We start from the raw sequence: 15,637 nt of genomic DNA on the forward strand, positions 1-15,637 counted from the left end.
GTTTTTACTTAGTTAATGTTGGATTTTTACCACTGTTTCTACGCATCCGGCGTTTTACACGTTTAATGAAGCGCGCGACTTTCCATGCGCGTTTAATGCAATAGCCGTACATGAAGAATGCTAGCAAGAATAATACCAACATTACCCATTCAGGAATAAAGTGCGCATATTCTGCGGCTACCCCAATGCCGGCCAGCAGCGCGGCGGCGAGGGTGATCAGCACAAATGCCTGACGTGAAGTAAAACCTGCACGCATGATCAGGTGATGAATATGCTGGCGATCCGGTGAGAAAGGACTCATACCCTTGCGCAGACGACGATACATGATTGCTACCATGTCCATCAGCGGAATAGCGATGATCCACAGCGCGGTGACCGGGCTGATAGGGTGCGTTTTTCCCTGAGTCGTTTCCAGCAGGATCCAGATGACAGTGAAACCAATCAGCGTACTGCCTGCATCGCCCATAAAGACTTTATAGCGACGCCCCAGCACACCGAGATTAAGCAGGATATAAGGCAGGATGGCCGCAATCATGGCGAAACACCACATTGACAGGCTGTACTGACCATCAAACCATAAAATGATACCGATAGCGGCGAAGGAGACAGACGACAGGCCACCCAGCAGACCGTCAATTCCATCAACCATGTTGAAAGCGTTGATGGCAGCCCACACGGCAAACAGCGTCAGGAAGAAACCGAACGGACCGAGCACCATCTCCCAGGTGCCAAAGATATAACCGAGGCTGCTCAGATAGAGCTTACCGACCACCATCATGATGATGCCGATCGCGGCCTGAACCGAAGCACGGAATTTTACGCTGATATCGAAGCGGTCATCGAGCGCGCCCACCAGCACCAGAACACCCGCACAGGCCAGATAGAGTGCAGCGTGAGGGATATAATAATCTGCGATTCCAAAGGTAAAGCAAATGCCCGCGTAAACGGAGATTCCCCCAACCAGCGGGATCAGGCCCTGATGGCGTTTACGATAATTGGGTTTATCCACTAACCCGACTCTTTTTGCCACCTTACGCGCAATGAACAAAAAACAGGTTGTGAATAAAAAAATACTGATTAGCTCAGTAACCGCAGTGAGTAGATTCACAATTCATGCTCTCAACAAATGTTAATCCTGGAAGTATAACTACGAAGCCATAGCTCCCGAAGGAATAAAGCCAGCCTCTTACAACTCCCTTTGTATGTTTTTCAATCAATTACTTTTTGACGTTACAAACATTCTAATTGTCGCACTGGTCGGTCAAAAATGGGAGTCTGCGGTTATAGCGTATAGTCCAAAAAAAGAAAACGCCACGTAAAAACGTGGCGTTAGCTGGGTTTATTTGTATTACGAGCGTTTCATCATGTCGAAGAATTCGTCGTTTGTCTTAGTCATAGCCAGCTTATTGATGAGGAATTCCATTGCGTCGATTTCGCCCATTGGGTGAATGATTTTGCGCAGGATCCACATTTTCTGCAGCTCTTCCTGGGTGGTGAGCAGCTCTTCTTTACGGGTACCGGAACGGTTGTAGTCGATTGCCGGGAAGACGCGCTTCTCTGCAATTTTACGAGAGAGGTGCAGTTCCATGTTACCTGTACCTTTAAACTCTTCGTAAATCACTTCGTCCATTTTGGAGCCGGTATCGATCAGCGCTGTCGCGATGATGGTCAGGCTTCCGCCCTCTTCGACGTTACGTGCAGCACCGAAGAAACGTTTTGGACGATGCAGGGCGTTCGCATCCACACCACCGGTCAGCACTTTACCGGAAGCCGGTACGACGGTGTTGTACGCACGCGCCAGACGAGTGATGGAGTCGAGCAGAATGATAACGTCTTTCTTGTGTTCAACCAGACGCTTCGCTTTCTCGATAACCATTTCAGCAACCTGAACGTGGCGAGAGGCTGGCTCATCAAAGGTAGAAGCAACCACTTCACCTTTAACCAGACGCTGCATCTCGGTCACTTCTTCTGGACGCTCATCGATCAGCAGAACCATCAGTACGCAGTCTGGGTGGTTGTAAGCAATGCTCTGTGCGATGTTCTGCAGCAGCATGGTTTTACCCGCTTTCGGCGGTGCCACAATCAGACCACGCTGGCCACGACCAATCGGAGAAGCCAGATCCAGAACGCGAGCGGTGAGGTCTTCGGTAGAACCGTTACCACGCTCCATGCGCAGACGCGAGTTTGCGTGCAGCGGCGTTAAGTTTTCGAACAGGATCTTGTTGCGCGAGTTTTCAGGTTTATCGTAGTTAACTTCGTTAACTTTCAACAGCGCAAAGTAGCGTTCACCCTCTTTCGGAGGACGAATCTTACCTGAAATGGTATCACCTGTGCGGAGGTTGAAACGGCGGATTTGGCTAGGGGAAACGTAGATGTCATCAGGACCGGCGAGGTAGGAGCTGTCTGCAGAACGGAGGAAACCAAATCCGTCTTGCAATATCTCCAGGACACCGTCGCCAAAGATATCTTCGCCACTCTTTGCGTGCTGCTTCAGGATGGCAAAAATAATGTCCTGCTTGCGCATACGAGCCTGGTTTTCCAGCCCCATATTTTCGCCGAGAGTGATCAGCTCAGAAACCGGCGTATTCTTTAATTCGGTAAGATTCATAATGGTGTGGGTTCTTAAACTCGGGGTGATACTCGAACTTAATGTTGTGAATGGTATGGCAGGGTCATCCATGCCTGTTAGCGGCCATCAACTCATGTCTGTTCGCTGTCTGGTCAAAGAGAAAGCACAGAACTGAAACGACAAGACGGATTGAGTGACAAGCCCGGAATCTATCTACCTCTCGCATCGTTCATTTAACAATGGGAAGTATCGGGTAAAACCAGAACGACAAGGTAGTGTGTAAATCGAAGTCATAGGTAACTTAGCACGACTAAAGCCGGGCGTCCAGAGATCCACAGAATTTCGGAATCCAGACGCCGGCCGAGAAACCTTACGCCAGATTAGCGTCCAGGAACTCTTTCAGCTGACCTTTGGACAGTGCGCCCACTTTGGTTGCAGCCACTTCGCCGTTTTTGAACAGCAGAAGGGTTGGGATGCCACGGATGCCGTATTTTGGCGCGGTGCCCGGGTTCTGGTCGATGTTCAGCTTGGCAATGGTCAGTTTGCCCTGATATTCGTCAGCGATTTCATCCAGAATCGGGGCGATCATTTTGCAAGGACCACACCATTCAGCCCAGAAATCGACGAGGATCAGCCCGTCAGCTTTAAGTACGTCCGTGTCAAAACTGTCGTCAGTCAGGTGAATAATTTTATCGCTCATATATAACTCCACAGGAATAAGCCTGGCGTGTTGGTGTAGGATTAATCAACGACGTGTTGATGTAGCATTAACCAACTAAAGGTTGACTTTATTTCACCGGATACGCTTTCGTAAAGCAATAGTAAGCTGATATTCTACCACACTATGAGCAAAACACATTTAACAGAACAGAAGTTTTCCGACTTCGCCCTGCACGCAAAAGTTATCGAAGCCCTTGAAAATAAAGGCTTTCATAACTGCACGCCCATTCAAGCCCTCGCCCTGCCGCTCACGCTGGCCGGTCGCGATGTTGCAGGGCAGGCGCAAACCGGTACTGGCAAAACGATGGCGTTTTTGACGTCAACGTTTCATTATTTACTTTCTCATCCAGCAATTGCTGACCGAAAAGTTAACCAACCGCGTGCGCTGATCATGGCTCCAACGCGAGAACTTGCGGTGCAGATCCATGCCGACGCGGAACCTCTGGCACAGACCACTGGCCTGAAATTAGGCCTGGCTTATGGCGGCGACGGCTACGATAAACAGCTGAAAGTGCTGGAAAGCGGCGTTGATATTCTGATCGGTACCACCGGTCGTCTGATCGATTACGCAAAACAAAACCACATTAACCTCGGTGCAATCCAGGTTGTGGTCCTCGATGAAGCCGATCGCATGTACGATCTGGGCTTTATCAAAGATATCCGCTGGCTGTTCCGTCGTATGCCACCGACCACGCAGCGCCTGAACATGCTGTTCTCTGCCACCCTCTCCTACCGCGTCCGTGAACTGGCGTTCGAACAGATGAACAACGCCGAATACGTGGAAGTCGAGCCGGAGCAGAAAACGGGCCACCGTATTAAAGAAGAGCTCTTCTATCCGTCTAACGAAGAAAAGATGCGTCTGCTGCAAACGCTGATCGAAGAAGAGTGGCCAGATCGCGCCATTATCTTTGCCAACACCAAGCATCGCTGCGAAGACATCTGGGGCCATCTGGCGGCAGACGGACATCGCGTTGGCCTGCTGACCGGTGACGTGGCACAGAAAAAACGTCTGCGTATTCTTGAAGAATTTACCCGTGGTGACCTCGATATCCTGGTCGCTACCGACGTGGCTGCGCGCGGTCTGCACATTCCTGCCGTCACACACGTCTTTAACTACGATCTGCCTGACGATTGTGAAGACTACGTTCACCGTATCGGCCGTACCGGTCGTGCTGGCGCAAGCGGTCACTCCATCAGCCTGGCCTGTGAAGAGTACGCTCTGAACCTGACGGCGATCGAAACCTATATCGGCCACTCTATTCCGCAGAGCAAATACAATCCCGATGCGCTGTTGAGTGAACTGCCACCGGCGAAGCGCCTCACTCGCGCCCGCTCCGGCAATGGCCCACGCCGCACCGGCGGAGCACCACGTAACCGTCGTCGTTCAGGTTAATTACTATGCTCAGTTCCACCTCGCTTTATGCAGCTATTGATTTAGGTTCGAATAGTTTTCATATGCTGGTTGTACGCGAGGTGGCGGGGAGCATTCAGACCCTGACGCGCATCAAGCGCAAGGTCCGCCTCGCGGCGGGCCTGAGCAGCGATAATCATCTCTCTCCTGAAGCGATGGAACGCGGCTGGCAATGCCTGCGTCTGTTTGCTGAACGTCTGCAGGATATTCCGCACAATCAAATCCGCGTTGTGGCTACCGCCACGCTGCGACTGGCCGTGAACTCCGTCGATTTTATCGCGAAAGCGCAGGAAATCCTCGGCTGTCCGGTACAGGTCATCAGCGGTGAAGAAGAAGCGCGTCTGATTTATCAGGGTGTCGCCCACACCACCGGTGGCGACGATCGCCGTCTGGTGGTGGACATTGGCGGCGCCAGCACCGAATTGGTCACGGGCACCGGTTCACAGGCAACGTCATTGTTCAGCCTGTCGATGGGGTGTGTGACCTGGCTCGAGCGCTACTTTACCGATCGTAATCTTGCCCAGGAAAACTTCGACGAGGCCGAAAAAGCCGCGCGCGAAGTGCTGCGTCCGGTGATGGATGAACTGCGTTATCACGGCTGGAAGGTGTGTGTCGGCGCGTCGGGCACGGTTCAGGCTCTGCAAGAGATCATGATGGCGCAGGGCATGGACGAACGGATTACGCTGGCCAAACTGCAGCAGCTGAAACAGCGCGCCATTCAGTGCGGTCGTCTGGAAGAGCTGGAAATCGAAGGGCTGACGCTCGAGCGCGCGCTGGTGTTCCCGAGCGGTCTGGCAATTCTGATCGCCATCTTCACCGAATTAGATATTCAATGTATGACCCTGGCCGGCGGCGCACTGCGCGAAGGGCTGGTCTACGGCATGCTGCATCTGGCGGTGGAACAGGATATTCGCAGCCGAACGCTGCGTAATGTTCAGCGTCGTTTTATCGTCGATACGGAGCAGGCACAGCGCGTGGCCCAACTGGCCTCCAGCTTTGCAGACCAGGTGGCGACCACCTGGGCGCTTGAACCTCTGAGCCGTGATCTCTTACTGAGTGCCTGTGCGCTTCATGAAATTGGTCTGAGCATTGATTTCAAACAGGCGCCGGTTCACGCCGCGTATCTGGTCCGTAATCTGGATCTGCCGGGTTTCACTCCGGCGCAGAAAAAGCTGCTGGCGACATTGCTCCTGAACCAGACCAACACTGTCGATCTCTCGTCTTTGCATCAGCAAAATGCCGTCCCGCCGCGGGTTGCCGAGCATCTCTGTCGACTGCTGCGTCTGGCGATTCTGTTCGCCAGCCGTCGCCGCGCCGACTTATTGCCTGCTATCACCCTCTCCGCGGATGGCGAAAACCTGACGCTGACGCTGCCGGATAACTGGCTGGATCGTCACCCGCTTGGGGCTGAGATGATTGAGCAGGAATGCCAGTGGCAGAGCTACGTCCACTGGGATCTGGAAGTGAAATAGCGCCGCCGTTACTTCTCTTTGGCTTTCGCCAGCATGGCGCGAATGTTCGCCACGTTGGCTTGCCCTTTGTGCATCCTTTCTTCAGCCGTAATCACCTTACGCTCTTGCTCCCAAATCAGATCGTCCTGCGGCAGTTCCAGCAGGAAGCGGCTCGGTTCCGGGCGTACCATTTCGCCATACTGACGGCGCTCTTTGCACAGCGTAAAGGTCAGCTCTTTTTGCGCACGGGTAATGCCCACGTAAGCCAGACGTCGTTCTTCATCGACGTTGTCCTCATCAATGCTGCTCTGATGCGGCAATAATCCCTCTTCCATTCCCACCAGATAAACATAAGGGAATTCAAGGCCTTTGGACGCGTGCAGGGTCATCAGCTGAACCTGGTCCGCTTCCTCTTCGCTCTCGCCGCGCTCCATCATGTCGCGCAGGGTAAAGCGGGTGACGACCTGCGTCAGGGTCATCGGCTCGTCGATCTCGGAGCCCTCCAGCATTTCGGTCATCCACGTAAACAGCTGGTTGACGTTTTTCATGCGCATTTCTGCCGCTTTCGGGCTGGCGGACGTTTCGTAAAGCCAGGATTCGTAATCGACCCCGTGGATGAGATCGCGCACGGCGGCGATCGGCTCGCGCTCGGCGAGGCGCTGGATCTCTCCCAGCCACTGGGTAAAGCGCGTCAGCGACTCGTAACCGCGCCCGGTGAGCGTCGTGCTCAGCCCCATATCGAAGCTGGCGGTGAACATGCTTTTATTGCGGGTCATCGCCCATTCACCCAGCTTTTGCAGCGTCGCCGGGCCGATTTCACGCTTCGGCGTGTTGACGATGCGCAAGAACGCGCTGTCGTCGTCCGGGTTGGTCAGCACGCGCAAATAGGCGAGCAGATCTTTGATCTCAGGGCGGGAGAAGAACGAGGTCCCGCCGGAGATTTTGTAAGGGATGCGGTTTTGCATCAGCATCTTTTCAAAGACGCGCGACTGGTGGTTCCCGCGATAGAGGATGGCGTAGTCCTTGTACTCGGTTTTATTGACGAAGTGATGGGCAATCAGCTCGCCTGCCACGCGCTCGGCCTCGTGCTCTTCGTTGTTGGCACTGAGGACTTTCAGCTCGGTGCCATACCCCAGCTCGGAGAAGAGGCGTTTTTCGAAGACGTGCGGGTTGTTGGCGATCAGAATGTTAGCCGCTTTCAGAATGCGCCCTGATGAACGGTAGTTCTGCTCGAGCTTGACCACCTGCAGCGCGGGAAAATCTTTGCTCAGCAGGACCAGGTTTTGCGGACGTGCCCCGCGCCAGGAGTAGATCGACTGGTCGTCGTCGCCCACCACGGTAAAGCGCGCGCGTTGCCCCACCAGCAGTTTCACCAGCTCATACTGGCTGGTGTTGGTGTCCTGATATTCATCCACCAGCAGATAGCGGATCTTGTTCTGCCAGCGCTCGCGCACCTCTTCATTGCGCTGGAGCAGCAGCGTCGGCAGCAGGATCAGGTCGTCAAAATCGAGAACGTTACAGGCTTTGAGGTGGTCGTCATACAGGCTGTAACAGTGGGCGAAGATCCGATCGCGCTCGCCTTTGGCGCTCGCCGCAGCCTGCGCCGGCGTCATCAGATCGTTTTTCCAGTTGGAGATCGTTGAGATCAACTGCTGGAGGATGGTTTTGTCTTCTTCGAGCCGCCCTTCGGTCAGCTCTTTCAGGAGTGCGACCTGATCCGTATCGTCGAAGAGGGAGAAGTTAGACTTCATCCCCAGCGCGGCGTATTCACGCTTAATGATATCCAGCCCCAGCGTGTGGAAAGTGGAGATCATCAGCCCGCGCGCCTCTTTGCGCCCGAGCGTCTGCCCGACACGCTCTTTCATCTCGCGCGCCGCCTTGTTGGTGAAGGTCACCGCCGCGATATGGCGCGCCTGATAGCCACAGCCGCGGATCAGATGGGCGATTTTATTGGTGATCACGCGCGTCTTTCCGGAACCCGCACCCGCCAGCACCAGGCAAGGTCCGGTGACGAATTCGACGGCTTGTTGTTGTCCGGGGTTTAAACGCATAAGAAGTTCACTCAATGAAGGTCGGGAGGAGATAAAAAGGAAAAACGCGTGTGGTAGTATAGCGAGCCTAATCCATACCACTCAAGGCACGATCATGGCAAAAACAGCAGCAGCACTGCATATTCTTGTTAAAGAAGAGAAACTGGCACTGGATCTTCTGGAGCAGATCAAAAACGGCGCGGACTTCGAGAAGCTGGCGAAGAAACACTCTACCTGCCCGTCAGGCAAAAAAGGCGGCCACTTAGGTGAATTCCGTCAGGGCCAGATGGTTCCGGCGTTTGATAAAGTGGTGTTCTCCTGCCCGGTGCTGGAGCCAACCGGCCCACTGCACACTCAGTTCGGTTATCACATCATTAAAGTGCTGTACCGGAACTAACAGCAAAAAGCCCGGTGGCGGCTTCGCCTTACCGGGCCTACGAACGGAAGATGTGTAGGTCGGGTAAGCGTTAGCGCCACCCGACTTTTTTATTATCCTGCTACAGCAATACGCTTCATATCCTTCATGTATCCACGCAGCGTATGGCCCACGCTCTCAATCGCATGGCTACGAATCGCTTCGTTCACGTCGCGCAGCTGTGCGTTATCAACCGTGCCTTCGGCAATCGCTTTACCCAGATCGCCTGCCTGCAGGGTGGTCATGAACTCTTTCAGCAGCGGTACGCAAGCGTAAGAGAACAGGTAGTTGCCGTATTCTGCGGTATCAGAGATTACCACGTTCATTTCATACAGACGCTTACGGGCGATGGTGTTCGCGATCAGCGGCAGCTCGTGCAGTGATTCGTAGTAAGCGGATTCTTCGATGATGCCGGAGTCGACCATGGTTTCGAACGCCAGCTCGACGCCCGCTTTCACCATCGCGATCATCAGAACGCCTTTATCGAAGTACTCCTGCTCGCTGATTTTACCGTCAAACTGAGCGGCGGTTTCGAACGCGGTTTTACCGGTCTCTTCACGCCAGGTCAGCAGTTTCTTATCGTCGTTCGCCCAGTCAGCCATCATGCCGGAGGAGAATTCACCGGAGATGATGTCGTCCATGTGTTTCTGGAACAGCGGCGCCATGATCTCTTTCAACTGTTCGGACAGCGCATAAGCACGCAGTTTTGCCGGGTTGGACAGACGGTCCATCATCAGCGTGATACCGCCCTGCTTCAGCGCTTCGGTGATGGTTTCCCAGCCGAACTGAATCAGTTTTTCTGCGTAAGACGGGTCGGTACCCTCTTCCACCAGCTTGTCGAAGCACAGCAGAGAACCGGCCTGCAGCATACCGCACAGGATAGTCTGCTCGCCCATCAGGTCAGATTTCACTTCTGCTACGAAGGAAGATTCCAGCACGCCCGCACGGTGACCGCCGGTTGCCGCAGCCCAGGCTTTGGCAATCGCCATGCCTTCGCCCTTCGGATCGTTTTCCGGGTGAACGGCGATCAGGGTCGGTACGCCGAAACCACGTTTGTACTCTTCACGCACTTCGGTGCCTGGGCACTTCGGCGCAACCATCACTACGGTGATGTCTTTACGGATCTGCTCGCCCACTTCAACGATGTTAAAACCGTGAGAGTAGCCCAGCGCCGCGCCGTCTTTCATCAGCGGCTGAACAGAGCGTACAACGTCGGAGTGCTGTTTGTCTGGAGTCAGGTTAACCACCAGATCCGCCCGTGGGATCAGCTCTTCGTAGGTACCCACTTTAAAGCCGTTTTCGGTCGCTTTACGCCAGGAAGCGCGCTTCTCAGCAATTGCTTCTTTACGCAGGGCGTAGGAGATATCCAGACCGGAGTCACGCATGTTCAGGCCCTGGTTCAGACCCTGTGCGCCACAGCCGACGATGACCACTTTTTTACCCTGAAGGTAGCTCGCGCCATCGGCGAATTCATCGCGCGCCATAAAGCGGCATTTGCCCAGCTGTGCCAGCTGCTGACGCAGATTCAGTGTATTGAAGTAGTTAGCCATGGTGAACTCCGTGATGTTGTGTTGCTTGTTGTTCTGGTCGCTTATGCGAGTATGGACTTACTATATGACAGGAATTTTATTGCGGAAATTGATATATTCACAACGTCACGTTGCAATTTCTGCAACGTAAAAACGTGGAGTGTGGTCTGTGGATTTACGCGATCTCAAAACCTTTCTGCATCTGGCGGAAAGCCGTCACTTTGGCCGCAGCGCGCGGGCCATGCACGTCAGCCCCTCCACGCTTTCCCGGCAGATCCAGCGCCTGGAGGAGGATCTCGGTCAGGCCCTGTTTGTGCGCGATAACCGCACCGTGACGCTCACCGAAGCGGGCGAAGAGCTGCGATCGTTTGCCCAGCAGACGTTGCTCCAGTACCAGCGGCTGCGGCACACCATCGATCAGCAGGGGCCCTCCCTCTCCGGCGAGTTGCATATTTTCTGCTCCGTGACGGCCGCCTATAGCCACTTGCCGCCGATTCTGGACCGGTTTCGCGCCGAGCACCCGTCGGTAGAAATCAAGCTCACCACGGGGGACGCCGCTGACGCGATGGAGAAAGTGGTGACGGGTGAAGCCGATCTGGCGATCGCAGGCAAACCCGAAACGCTGCCCGGCGCGGTCGCATTTTCGATGCTGGAGAATCTGGCGGTGGTGTTAATCGCCCCGGCGCTGCCGTGTCCGGTGCGCAATCAGGTGTCGGTCGATCATCCCGACTGGTCAACGGTGCCGTTTATCATGGCCGATCAGGGGCCGGTGCGGCGTCGTATCGAGCTGTGGTTCCGCCGGCAAAAAATCAGTAATCCCTCGATCTATGCGACGGTGGGCGGGCATGAAGCCATGGTGTCGATGGTCGCCCTCGGGTGTGGCGTGGCGTTGCTGCCGGAAGTGGTGCTGGAGAACAGCCCGGAGCCGGTGCGCAATCGCGTGATGATTTTAGAGCGCAGCGATGAGAAGACGCCGTTTGAGCTTGGCGTGTGCGCACAAAAAAAGCGGCTGCATGAGCCGCTTATTGATGCGTTTTGGCAGATTTTGCCAAACCATTAAACCCATACCGGACGCATTGTAGGCCCGATAAGCGCAGCGCCATCGGGCATTTGGACGTTAGCCCGCCAGGAAGAACCTGAACGCCGGGTTATGAGTTTCGTCATGGCAATCGTAGCCCAGCTCGTTCAGCCGGGTTTCGAAATCCGGTTCATGCTCACCCAGCTCGAACGCCGCCAACACGCGCCCGTAATCGGTGCCGTGGCTGCGATAGTGGAACAGCGAGATGTTCCAGTGGGTGCCCAGCGTGTGCAGGAACTTGAGCAAAGCCCCCGGAGATTCCGGAAACTCAAAGCTGAACAGACGCTCCCGCAACGGCTTCGACGGACGCCCGCCGACCATATAGCGCACGTGCAGTTTCGCCATCTCGTCATCGGAGAGATCCACCACGCTGTAGCCGCCCTCATTCAGCAGGTGAAGGATCTCTTTGCGTTCCTCCAGCCCACGACTCAGCCGCACACCGACAAAAATGCAGGCATCTTTGGCATCGGCAAAGCGATAGTTAAACTCGGTCACCGAGCGTCCGCCGAGCAGCTGGCAGAATTTGAGGAAACTGCCCTTCTCTTCAGGAATCGTCACCGCCAGCAGGGCTTCACGTTGTTCACCCAGCTCGCAGCGTTCGGACACGTAACGCAGGCCGTGGAAATTGACGTTCGCGCCAGAGAGCACATGCGCCAGGCGTTCCCCGCGGATGTTGTGCTGAGCGATATATTTTTTCATCCCCGCCAGCGCCAGCGCGCCAGACGGTTCTGCTACCGCGCGGACATCCTCGAACAGATCTTTCATCGCCGCGCAGATCGCATCGCTGTCGACGGTGATGATGTCGTCGAGATACTCCTGACACACGCGGAAGGTTTCGTCGCCGATGCGTTTCACCGCCACACCTTCAGCAAACAACCCAACGCGCGGCAGATCCACCGGATGACCGGCGTCCAGGGCCGCTTTCAGGCAGGCGGAATCTTCCGCTTCCACCGCAATCACTTTGATCTGCGGCATCAGCTGTTTAATGAGCACCGCGACACCCGCTGCCAGACCTCCACCGCCGACCGGGACAAACACGCGATCGAGATGGGCGTCCTGCTGCAGCAGTTCCAGCGCCAGCGTACCTTGCCCGGCAATCACCATCGGGTGATCGAAAGGTGGTACCCAGGTAAAGCCCTGCTGCTGCGCCAGTTCGATGGCGCGCGCTTTGGCTTCATCAAAATTGGCACCGTGGAGCAGGACTTCGCCGCCGAAGCCGCGAACCGCGTCGACTTTGATATCAGCGGTCGCGACCGGCATCACGATCAGCGCTTTCAGCCCTAAACGTGCGGCAGAAAACGCTACGCCCTGGGCGTGATTCCCCGCCGATGCGGTGATAACCCCGCGCGCTTTTTGCTCTTCGGTTAACCCGGCCATCATCGCGTAGGCGCCGCGGAGCTTAAAGCTGTGGACCGGTTGGCGGTCTTCGCGCTTCACCAGAATCACGTTATCGAGACGGGACGACAGCTTGTCCATTTTCTGCAGCGGCGTGACCTGCACCGCCTCGTAGACCGGCGCGCGTAGCACCGCTCTGAGATATTCCGCCCCCTCAGGGGCGGCGGATAAGGGTTGTGATTCGGCCATCATTAGCCCCCAAGTTTGGATTTATCGCGCACCGCGCCTTTGTCCGCACTGGTGGCAAGGGTGGCGTAGGCGCGCAGGGCGAAGGAGACTTCGCGCTGGCGATCTTTTGGCGTCCAGGCTTTATCGCCACGCGCTTCCTGAGCTTCACGACGGGCAGCAATTTCCTGCTCGCTCAGCTGCAGCTGAATGCCGCGATTAGGAATGTCGATCGCAATCATATCGCCGTCTTCGATGATGGCAATGTTGCCGCCGCTCGCCGCTTCCGGAGAGACGTGACCGATGGAGAGACCGGACGTACCGCCGGAGAATCGACCGTCGGTGATCAGCGCGCAGGCTTTACCGAGGCCCATGGATTTCAGGAAGGTGGTCGGATAGAGCATCTCCTGCATGCCCGGCCCGCCTTTTGGCCCTTCGTAGCGGATGACAACCACGTCGCCCGCGACCACTTTACCGCCCAGAATGGCTTCCACCGCCGCGTCCTGGCTTTCATACACTTTTGCCGGACCGGTGAATTTCAGAATGCTGTCGTCCACGCCTGCCGTTTTGACGATGCAGCCGTTTTCCGCAAAGTTGCCGTACAGCACGGCCAGACCGCCGTCTTTGCTGTAGGCATTCTCCAGAGAGCGGATACAACCTTCGGCGCGATCGTCATCCAGGGTGTCCCAGCGACAATCCTGCGAGAAGGCCTGGGTGGTGCGGATGCCTGCCGGACCGGCGCGGAACATCTTTTTCACCGCTTCGTCTTTGGTCAGCATCACGTCGTACTGGTCCAGCGTTTGCGGCAGCGTCAGGCCGAGAATGTTTTTCACTTCACGATTCAACAGCCCGGCGCGCTCCAGCTCACCGAGAATGCCCAGCACCCCACCGGCACGGTGAACGTCTTCCATGTGGTATTTCTGGGTACTTGGCGCGACTTTACACAGCTGTGGCACCTTGCGGGAGAGCTTGTCGATGTCACTCATGGTGAAATCAATTTCAGCTTCCTGCGCGGCGGCCAGCAGGTGCAGAACGGTGTTGGTGGAACCGCCCATGGCGATATCCAGAGTCATAGCATTTTCGAACGCCGCTTTGTTGGCGATATTGCGCGGCAGCGCGCTGACGTCGTCTTGCTCGTAATAACGTTTGGTCAGCTCAACGATGCGCGTACCGGCATTGAGGAACAGCTGTTTGCGGTCGGCGTGAGTCGCCAGCAGCGAGCCGTTGCCCGGCTGTGAAAGACCCAGCGCTTCGGTCAGACAGTTCATGGAGTTGGCGGTGAACATCCCGGAACAGGAGCCGCAGGTCGGACAGGCAGAACGTTCAACCTGATCGCTCTGCTCGTCGGAGACTTTCGGGTCCGCGCCCTGAATCATCGCGTCGACCAGGTCGAGTTTGATGATTTTGTCGGAGAGCTTGGTTTTACCGGCTTCCATCGGGCCGCCAGAGACGAAGATCACCGGAATGTTCAGGCGCAGGGAGGCCATCAGCATCCCCGGGGTGATTTTGTCGCAGTTCGAGATGCAGACCATCGCATCGGCGCAGTGGGCGTTCACCATGTACTCGACCGAATCGGCAATCAGCTCGCGCGACGGCAGTGAATAGAGCATGCCCCCGTGGCCCATCGCGATCCCGTCATCGACAGCGATGGTATTGAACTCTTTCGCCACGCCGCCTGCGGCTTCGATTTGCTCGGCGACCAGTTTACCCAGATCGCGCAGGTGAACGTGGCCCGGCACAAACTGGGTAAAGGAGTTAACCACGGCGATAATCGGCTTACCGAAGTCAGCGTCGGTCATCCCGGTTGCGCGCCACAGCGCGCGGGCACCGGCCATATTGCGGCCATGGGTGGTGGTGGCGGAACGATACTTAGGCATGCTTTATTTACTCCCGTCTATCTAATAAATGGGACGGTGCGTGCCGTCCCAAAATTATGCTTATGAATTAACTTGATCCAACCAGCCCCATTTATCTTCCGTTTCACCGGTGAAGAGGCCAAAGAATGCATCCTGAATACGTTTGGTGACCGGGCCGCGACGACCTTCGCCCACCTGAATACCGTCTACGCTGCGAACCGGCGTGATTTCTGCCGCGGTACCGGACATGAAGACTTCATCGGCCAGGTACAGGGATTCGCGGGACAGCACCTGCTCGCGCACTTCGATACCCAGATCTTTCGCCAGCTTAATGATTGCATCGCGGGTGATGCCCGGCAGCGCGGAAGAGGTAAATGGCGGCGTGAACAGAATGCCGTCTTTCACTTCGAACAGGTTTTCACCGGCACCTTCAGAGATATAGCCGTTGACGTCCAGAGCGATACCTTCCTGATAACCGTGACGGCGCGCTTCGCTACCGACCAGCAGGGAAGAGAGGTAGTTCCCGCCCGCTTTCGCCGCGGTTGGGATGGTGTTTGGCGCAACGCGATTCCAGGATGAAACCATTGCGTCGATCCCCTGCTCCAGCGCTTCTGCACCCAGATAAGCACCCCACGGGAACGCGGCAATGATGACATCTGTGGAGTAACCGGCTGGCGGGTTCACGCCCATACCGACGTCACCCACGAAGACCAGCGGACGAATATAGGCGCTGGTCAGATTGTTTTTGCGCAGCACCGCGCGGCATGCTTCCATCAGCTCATCAACGCTTTGAGAAACCGGGAAACGATAGATTTTGGCTGAGTCATGCAGACGCTGCATGTGTTCGCGATGGCGGAACACCACTGGTCCTTTGTGAGAATCGTAGCAACGGACACCTTCAAACACAGAGGTACCGTAATGCAGGGCGTGGGACATCACGTGTACCGTGGCATCTTCCCAACGAACCATCTCACCGTTGAACCAAATGTAATCAGCTTTCTTCGTCGTCATGTTTTCT

12 protein-coding genes are annotated in these 15,637 nt (G+C 55.7%); 4 read left to right on the forward strand and 8 right to left on the reverse strand.

The window, feature by feature from the left end:
• Positions 1 to 4: 4 nt before the first annotated feature.
• The 3 genes from wecA to trxA all read right to left on the reverse strand — a co-directional run bounded on the left by wecA (position 5) and on the right by trxA (position 3,269).
• A complete protein-coding gene (gene wecA / locus AC3WS9_RS21590; protein WP_282493895.1) occupies positions 5 to 1,108 on the reverse strand; it encodes a UDP-N-acetylglucosamine--undecaprenyl-phosphate N-acetylglucosaminephosphotransferase in 1,104 nt (367 codons plus the stop codon).
• A 240-nt stretch (positions 1,109 to 1,348) separates the two neighbouring features.
• The gene (gene rho / locus AC3WS9_RS21595) at positions 1,349 to 2,608 is read right to left on the reverse strand and encodes a transcription termination factor Rho (protein WP_061706582.1); all 1,260 of its coding nucleotides are present in this window, start codon (positions 2,606 to 2,608) and stop codon (positions 1,349 to 1,351) included.
• A 331-nt stretch (positions 2,609 to 2,939) separates the two neighbouring features.
• Positions 2,940 to 3,269, reverse strand: coding sequence for a thioredoxin TrxA (gene trxA / locus AC3WS9_RS21600; protein WP_002437994.1), 330 nt, complete (start codon positions 3,267 to 3,269; stop codon positions 2,940 to 2,942).
• Between the two features lie 144 nt (positions 3,270 to 3,413).
• On the opposite strand from trxA, the gene rhlB reads away from it, so the two are divergent.
• Both rhlB and gppA read left to right on the forward strand, forming a co-directional pair.
• Positions 3,414 to 4,682 carry an ATP-dependent RNA helicase RhlB gene (gene rhlB, locus AC3WS9_RS21605; RefSeq protein WP_282493894.1) on the forward strand — a complete coding sequence of 423 codons (1,269 nt, stop codon included), beginning with the start codon at positions 3,414 to 3,416 and terminating at the stop codon, positions 4,680 to 4,682.
• A 5-nt stretch (positions 4,683 to 4,687) separates the two neighbouring features.
• On the forward strand, positions 4,688 to 6,172 hold the full coding sequence (gene gppA / locus AC3WS9_RS21610; protein ID WP_492490232.1) for a guanosine-5'-triphosphate,3'-diphosphate diphosphatase: 1,485 nt from the start codon (positions 4,688 to 4,690) through the stop codon (positions 6,170 to 6,172).
• An 8-nt stretch (positions 6,173 to 6,180) separates the two neighbouring features.
• Here gppA and rep read toward each other — a convergent pair whose 3' ends face one another.
• Entirely contained in the window at positions 6,181 to 8,202 is a 2,022-nt protein-coding gene (gene rep / locus AC3WS9_RS21615; RefSeq protein ID WP_285145531.1) for a DNA helicase Rep, read from the reverse strand.
• 94 nt (positions 8,203 to 8,296) lie between these two features.
• Between rep and ppiC the strand changes: the two genes are divergently transcribed.
• A complete protein-coding gene (ppiC, locus tag AC3WS9_RS21620) occupies positions 8,297 to 8,578 on the forward strand; it encodes a peptidylprolyl isomerase PpiC (RefSeq protein WP_015960967.1) in 282 nt (93 codons plus the stop codon).
• Between the two features lie 92 nt (positions 8,579 to 8,670).
• Here the strand turns inward: ppiC and ilvC are convergent, their stop codons facing one another.
• Entirely contained in the window at positions 8,671 to 10,146 is a 1,476-nt protein-coding gene (ilvC, locus tag AC3WS9_RS21625) for a ketol-acid reductoisomerase (RefSeq protein ID WP_492490233.1), read from the reverse strand.
• A 148-nt stretch (positions 10,147 to 10,294) separates the two neighbouring features.
• Here ilvC and ilvY point away from each other — a divergent pair, with 148 nt between their 5' ends.
• On the forward strand, positions 10,295 to 11,185 hold the full coding sequence (ilvY, locus tag AC3WS9_RS21630; protein WP_282493890.1) for an HTH-type transcriptional activator IlvY: 891 nt from the start codon (positions 10,295 to 10,297) through the stop codon (positions 11,183 to 11,185).
• Between the two features lie 57 nt (positions 11,186 to 11,242).
• Here the strand turns inward: ilvY and ilvA are convergent, their stop codons facing one another.
• Genes ilvA through ilvE form a run of 3 tightly spaced genes read right to left on the reverse strand, consistent with a single transcriptional unit; the run spans position 11,243 to position 15,630 of the window.
• Complete coding sequence (ilvA, locus tag AC3WS9_RS21635) at positions 11,243 to 12,787, reverse strand: threonine ammonia-lyase, biosynthetic (protein WP_282493951.1); 1,545 nt, start codon at positions 12,785 to 12,787, stop codon at positions 11,243 to 11,245.
• A gap of 2 nt (positions 12,788 to 12,789) precedes the next feature.
• The gene (ilvD, locus tag AC3WS9_RS21640) at positions 12,790 to 14,640 is read right to left on the reverse strand and encodes a dihydroxy-acid dehydratase (protein WP_282493889.1); all 1,851 of its coding nucleotides are present in this window, start codon (positions 14,638 to 14,640) and stop codon (positions 12,790 to 12,792) included.
• A 60-nt stretch (positions 14,641 to 14,700) separates the two neighbouring features.
• On the reverse strand, positions 14,701 to 15,630 hold the full coding sequence (gene ilvE, locus AC3WS9_RS21645) for a branched-chain-amino-acid transaminase (RefSeq protein WP_282493888.1): 930 nt from the start codon (positions 15,628 to 15,630) through the stop codon (positions 14,701 to 14,703).
• Between the last annotated feature and the right edge of the window lie 7 nt (positions 15,631 to 15,637).

The sequence above is a fragment of the Lelliottia sp. EB106-05-01-XG201 genome (genome assembly GCF_058791735.1).

Coding starts and splice junctions, on each gene's coding strand:
- rho (WP_061706582.1), bottom strand. CDS start 2,608: ATGAATCTTACCGAATTAAAGAATACGCCGGTTTCTGAGCTGATCACT.
- trxA (WP_002437994.1), bottom strand. CDS start 3,269: ATGAGCGATAAAATTATTCACCTGACTGACGACAGTTTTGACACGGAC.
- rhlB (WP_282493894.1), top strand. CDS start 3,414: ATGAGCAAAACACATTTAACAGAACAGAAGTTTTCCGACTTCGCCCTG.
- gppA (WP_492490232.1), top strand. CDS start 4,688: ATGCTCAGTTCCACCTCGCTTTATGCAGCTATTGATTTAGGTTCGAAT.
- rep (WP_285145531.1), bottom strand. CDS start 8,202: ATGCGTTTAAACCCCGGACAACAACAAGCCGTCGAATTCGTCACCGGA.
- ppiC (WP_015960967.1), top strand. CDS start 8,297: ATGGCAAAAACAGCAGCAGCACTGCATATTCTTGTTAAAGAAGAGAAA.
- ilvC (WP_492490233.1), bottom strand. CDS start 10,146: ATGGCTAACTACTTCAATACACTGAATCTGCGTCAGCAGCTGGCACAG.
- ilvA (WP_282493951.1), bottom strand. CDS start 12,787: ATGGCCGAATCACAACCCTTATCCGCCGCCCCTGAGGGGGCGGAATAT.
- ilvD (WP_282493889.1), bottom strand. CDS start 14,640: ATGCCTAAGTATCGTTCCGCCACCACCACCCATGGCCGCAATATGGCC.
- ilvE (WP_282493888.1), bottom strand. CDS start 15,630: ATGACGACGAAGAAAGCTGATTACATTTGGTTCAACGGTGAGATGGTT.